This is a genomic window from Candidatus Magnetaquicoccus inordinatus, from assembly GCF_004217665.1.
Classification (GTDB): Bacteria; Pseudomonadota; Magnetococcia; order Magnetococcales; family Magnetaquicoccaceae; genus Magnetaquicoccus; species Magnetaquicoccus inordinatus.
In genome coordinates, this window is the sequence record NZ_RXIU01000203.1 from 1 (window position 1) to 4460 (window position 4460).

The window sequence follows — 4460 nt, forward strand, 5'->3', positions numbered from 1 at the left end:
GACCCAGCGTTGACAGATGCAGAGGATGCTGAAGAGATAACCGACCATGAGGATGAAGAGCCCTCCACACTCCTGACCTTGCCCACCTATGAGCAGGAGTCTACCATCCGGGATGAGGATGAGGATGCGCTGGTTGCGGCTGCTCGTGGAGCGCATGGCGATGAGCATGAGCTGTTGTCGGAAGATGATCCTTGGCAAGAGGAAGAGATTATCGCCCCGATAGAAACAAACAAGATGGAGCCCCAATTTGATGAGCTGCCTGGCGAGGCAGTGGTGGCAGCGGCGGCAGGAGCTGCCTTGCTGGCCAAGGGAGCACGTGGTTTAGCGGAAGAGCGGGAGCCAGAAATACCGCCCCAAAAGAGAAAAAGGAGTGCTCGAGCAGGTTTGGCAAGCAGTCCTACGGGAACATTATGGATGGCGGCAGGCGTTCTTCTGCTATTGGCAGTGGGATTGCTTTTGCGCACTGATTGGTGGGAATATACTCTGTTTAATTGGCGCAGTCCTTACCGTTTGACCGCTTTGGAGAGTTCTTGGCGCAACCATAGTGTGGGACAGTTGTTGCTGGTGCAGGGCGAAGTCACCAATCATGGCAGTTCGGCACCTCCCTGGGTACGAATCTCTTTGTTGGATGGGAAAAATAAAGTCTTGGCGACGGTACAGGTGGTGCCTGGCCGTGTGGTGGATAAGCGTGTTTTGGACGGAAGTGGTGAACAAGCCATTCAAGCGATGATCCGTTTGCAAGGCCAGGAACGCACCTCTACTGAGACAAGTTGGGCTAGCCACCGGCTGCCATTTCAGGCTATTTTTGTGAATCCACCGGGTGATGCGAGTCGATTCCAGGTGGATTTCAGTACCGTCGGTGCTCCCGCCACTCAGCAAAAAGCCCAACTCTAAGGAGGCTCCATGCTCATCGAATTCAGCATAGGAAATTATCTCTCTTTCTGCGAACGACAGACTCTGAGCTTGGCGGCCAGTGGTCTTTATCGGGAGTTGCCAGACAATACATTTTCCAGCGAATTGGCTCGTTTGCCCCGTTTATTAAAATCGGCAGTGGTATATGGACCGAATGCTGCCGGCAAAAGCAATATTGTGCGCGGTGCGTTGTTCATGTGGGATTTTGTGTTGAATTCTGCCAAAGGGCAGGCAGGACAACCCATTGAAATAAGACCTTTTTTACTGAACAGTCACAAGGTAAGTACCCCGAGTACCTTTGAGATGATTTTTATCGAAGAGGGTGTACGCTATCAGTATGGTTTTTCGGTCACCCGGGAACGGGTACATCATGAATGGCTGTTGGCCTATCCCCACGGTCGGCCACAACGCTGGTTTGAGCGGTATTATGATCCGGAGAGCGGTCAAGAGAGCTGGAATCTGAATAAAAAATTTTTACCGGGCAATCGTGAGGTATGGCGGGATGCAACACGCGCCAATGCTTTATATTTGTCCACAGCCATTCAATTAAACTGTATTCCGTTACGTCCTATTTTTGATTGGTTTGATAAAAAATTACGTGTTTTTCGACCCCATTCTGAAATTGGCCGTGAGCTCTCTGCTTCTCTCTGCCAAAGCCCGGAGGGACGTTTGCAGGTATTAAAATTTCTCAACCAGGCCGATATGGATATTGAAGGTATCCATGTGGAAATGAAAAAGATCGGCGAGTTGAGTATGGAAGATCTCCCGGAGGGGATTCGCAGCGCCTTGCAGTTGGAAATGTCGGGACAAGAGGTGATGGATGTCACTTTAGAACGTTCCGCCTCCGATACGGGAATTACTGTGCGTTTGCCTTGGGAATCGGAATCGCGGGGAACACAAAAATTGTTTGCCATCGCATGGCCCTGGATCAATATTTTGAAAGAGGGGCGTGTATTGTTCATGGATGAGATGGATACCAGTCTGCACCATCATTTGGTGCGGTTTTTATTCGGCATGTTTCACGATTCAGCCATCAATAAAGGTAATGCACAACTGGTCAGTACCACCCATGACACCGCCTTGTTGGACAACTCCTATCTTCGTCGTGACCAATTCTGGATGGTGGAAAAAAGTGCAGACCGCTGTAGTGAACTCTATCCTATTTCCGATTTTGACATCGAACGGGGCGAACCCTTGCAAAGACGCTATTTGGAAGGACAATTTGGTGCCGTACCCGCTCTGAAAAAATTTAAAGGATGGGGGTAATGGCAGTAGAAAGGCAATTACTCCGAACAAACAGGAGAGATCTGACCACTGCTGGTTTATCTGGAGGTGCCAGCGCTGGTAACGGTTGCGAGCGTTCCGCTACTTCATTGGAGCGTCGTAAACCCTCTCGTCCTCGTCATTCTCCACCATTATTGATTGCCAGTGATCAGGCAGCCAGTGGATATTTGCAGTGTTTGCTGCATGGTTGGCATTTGGAACAGGATGTCACCTTCATAACCTGTCCCTCGCATAATCCGCAGACAGTTGTGGAAGAGGGTTTACGTTTGGGTCAGAAAAAGGGATGCCGCCGTCTGTTTGCTGTGGTGGAGTGTGGCAGTCGACAATTGTGGCAACAGTTATCCAAACAGTTTGCTTCAGCAGATCTGCCTGTGCATCTTGTGACTGTAGCTCCCTCCTTTCATCTGTGGTGGTTGTTGCATTTCCAGGAACTGACACCTGCTATTTGGTTGGATGCGGCACAGTTGGCCAACTGGCTCGAACAACCGCTACCCATGGATGTAGCGGCTATACTGCAGCACAAGGATAGCCTCTTTTCTTTAATCAGTAGTAAAATCTCTTATGCCCTCGCTCAGGCACGCGCCTTGTCGCAACTGCACAATCGAGACAACACCATTCCTACCTGGACCAATCTGCAGGAATTGGTTGATTTTCTGCATAAATTGCGTGACAAACGGAATCGTCTGCAGGGTTGAAGCTGGTCAACATCTGGCGAGGGGTTGCTGCTTGTGGTTGCGGATAAGTGGTTATCGCATCTTATTACCTTGTTCAAATATTCAATAATCATATAAAAATTGTGATCCATGCAGCCCATTCGTGGCAAATGCTGTTTTTGTAACAGAGCAGCTTCAGCCCGTTCTATCTCCCAACACACCTTCAGTTTATCGTATCTCCCAACACACCTTCAGTTTATCGTATCTCCCAACGCCCCTTCAGCTCATTGTATTTCCCAACGCCCCTTCAGCTTATCGCATCTTCTTCTATCCGACACAAACTCCACCTGAGCTGTTTTGCCAGAATGTTCATCTATCTGACTGTAACCATTGGCATGCAATCGGCTAACAGATCAACACCCAAAACCAGACTGGGTTCCACCGAGGTGTGTACATTGAGCGATGACAAGCAAATGGATGGCAATTTGCTGGCATCGTGGCAGGAGTCACAAAAAAAATGGAGCGGCTTGCACTTTTTTCTCAAGAAACGGAGCCTCTATACCGATAAGTTGAACAGGGAGTTTTTATTTATAGAAATTATGTGGCAATGATGGAGCTGACCATGCGCGATGAACATGTTTTGGATGAAGCCTTGCAAAGTCTGCAAAGTATCTGGGCATCATCTGCTGGCTGGGAACGCTGGGAGTTTGAGTTGCGACGCCAGGAAAAAATCATCCGTGGCTTTTGCCGCACCTCCCCAGCACGTGCCTATTATCTGCTCGGCCTGGTCGCCACTCTGCGCCAGGATGTAGTAGCAATGCACTCCTGCTTCCGCAACGCCCTGTTGCACAGCAGTTATGATGCCGATATCCAACGCGGCTATGGAATCTGCCTGGTCAGATTACGCTTCTTCACTGAAGCCCGTGAACAGTATGAAGCTATTCTGGCTCGACATGGGGAAGATTTGGAAACACTGGCCGAATTGATCATTACCTCACTGGCTACAGGTCGAATCCAGGAGGGAGTGCGCTGGATGCAACACTGGAGCCAACTCAGCCCCGATCGTCCCTTTGAAGAGATGGATGCCATTGCCAAAAGTGCCGCTCTGCTGGAACGCTATGGCATTTCCGATGATCATGTGGAACGTCTGCAAAAACTTGCTACCGCCATTTTGGCGCGTGAATCATTAAAAGTACAAAGCATTCACTACCGGGGTGTGCCCCTCGAAGAGCCACAGTGGATTGCTGCCGATATGATCGTGGATGAAAGTGAAGAGGTTTTGGAAGATTTGAATGGCAAACTGTCACGCATTCTGCACACCAATGCCCCACCACCACGCTTGGCTGAGGTAATCAAATTTACCTACTCCACCAACAGCAAAAGCGTTCCCTGATCTGCAGATAAATAGAGACACAGTGCAATGAAACTCCTCATTGCACTGTGTCGGCCGCGGATCGCTACTGCCCGCAATATACAAAGCCTACTCCAAAAGGGGATTATTTTGCTTCAGGCTTGAAGAGAGGCTATTCAAGTTTTTGTGTTTGCAATGCTGCCAATGAAGAGAAGATGTTCAGGATTTTGTGTTTGCAATGCTGCCAATGAAGAGAAGAT

5 protein-coding genes are annotated in these 4460 nt (G+C 49.2%); all 5 read left to right on the forward strand.

The genetic code is table 11. From position 1 onward, the window contains the following. Positions 1–894: hypothetical protein (locus tag EJP87_RS17915; RefSeq protein WP_193771366.1), on the forward strand; the 894-nt coding region annotated here is incomplete at its 5' end. Between the two features lie 9 nt (positions 895–903). Beyond that, positions 904–2178 carry an AAA family ATPase gene (locus EJP87_RS12790; RefSeq protein WP_130472262.1) on the forward strand — a complete coding sequence of 425 codons (1275 nt, stop codon included), beginning with the start codon at positions 904–906 and terminating at the stop codon, positions 2176–2178. Further along, a complete protein-coding gene (locus EJP87_RS12795; RefSeq protein ID WP_193771367.1) occupies positions 2178–2891 on the forward strand; it encodes an RloB domain-containing protein in 714 nt (237 codons plus the stop codon). Before EJP87_RS12790 ends, EJP87_RS12795 begins: the two co-directional genes overlap by 1 nt. Before the next feature lie 413 nt (positions 2892–3304). After that, positions 3305–3460: a hypothetical protein gene (locus tag EJP87_RS17920; RefSeq protein ID WP_193771368.1), complete on the forward strand. Its 156-nt coding sequence runs from the start codon at positions 3305–3307 to the stop codon at positions 3458–3460. A gap of 11 nt (positions 3461–3471) precedes the next feature. Next, entirely contained in the window at positions 3472–4242 is a 771-nt protein-coding gene (locus tag EJP87_RS12800; RefSeq protein ID WP_130472264.1) for a tetratricopeptide repeat protein, read from the forward strand. The last annotated feature ends 218 nt before the right edge of the window (positions 4243–4460 follow it).